The organism is Psychromonas sp. (genome assembly GCF_983033635.1).
Genome location: NZ_CEZLMY010000137.1, coordinates 1 through 1,217 on the forward strand (window position 1 = coordinate 1; position 1,217 = coordinate 1,217).

Genomic DNA, 1,217 nt, shown 5'->3' on the forward strand with positions numbered 1-1,217 from the left:
AGCATAAATGGCTTAGCCCTGAGCATTTACAGTCTTATTTGATAAAAACACCTTAAATTATTGAGGTGCTGAGTAGTTACGTTATTATTAAAATATTAGCGCTGATTTTAATGCATCTTTTCTACGAATTCAGTAACAATTAAAAAGCTTTATGCATAATAATCAATTCCTTGAGCTGGAAGCGGTATTTTAGCGGCTATCCACTCGCTTTTATCGTCCATTACTTGCAACGAGCTATCATTCGCTAACATGCCACTCCTATGTTGCAGTTCATCTCTTCCTTGATTATTTTTATTTTGTTGCTGACTTTGTTGCTCAACACTCGTTTCTCCTAAGCTAACGCCCTGCTGCGCAAGTTGCTCTCGTAATCTTGGTAAATTCTGCTCGATAATATCGCGGCTTTGCCCGACTTGTGTTTGAATAGCTAACTGTACCTGATCTTGCTGCACTTGTAATTTAATATGCATTGAGCCAAGTTCAGCAGGATCTAAGCGAATCAGCACCTCTTGTTTACCTTGCCCAATCATCATCAGAATACGTTCACCCAATAAGGCAGAAGCATGCTTTTCCTGTAGATTTAACGGTTGCTGCAGTAGCGACGATTGTGTCGCACTTTGTAAATTTTGATTAATCAATTTGTCTAGATTAGAGGCATTCACATTTGTTGAACGTAGCGCACTGCTATCAATTGGAGCTGTTAACGGGGAGCGCTCTACTTCACTTTTATTTGTAAATGAAACTTGTTCAAGTTTGTCCATTACTGGTTGGAGTTTTTCTGCTTGTAAAGATTCATTCACTAAAGTTTTTTCAGTTTCACTTGCTTTTAAACTCGTACTTTCAGGTGCGAGTGAGGATTTACTAAGATTGATTGAATCTTTTTCTTGTCCTTTTTTTATCTGTATGGATAACTCGGGGTTTTCACTAGCTACTTTTACCACTTTTTGTGACTCTGTCACCTGCGTATCAATTTTTAGCGCAGCTTCTATCTGCGCAAGAATTGGCGGGTTAGCTTGATCCTTCTCAGCTTCCTTCGAGTTAGACTGCTCGTTAAGCTCTTCAACTTCTGACAGATAGCCTTTATCCATGGTATTCACAGTTAATGCTTTTCCCATCAGAATCGGATCTGAATAAGGCTGTTCACTTGCGGCACTTTCAACACTTTCAGTACTTGCTGCACTTGCAGCACTTGCAGCACTTGCAGCACTTGCAGCACTTGC

General features: G+C 39.8%; 1 protein-coding gene. It reads right to left on the reverse strand.

The window, feature by feature from the left end; genetic code table 11:
• Window positions 1–149: 149 nt before the first annotated feature.
• Window positions 150–1,217 (reverse strand): flagellar hook-length control protein FliK (locus AC4GME_RS14460; RefSeq protein WP_490379637.1); only part of this gene is annotated, 1,068 nt, incomplete at its 5' end.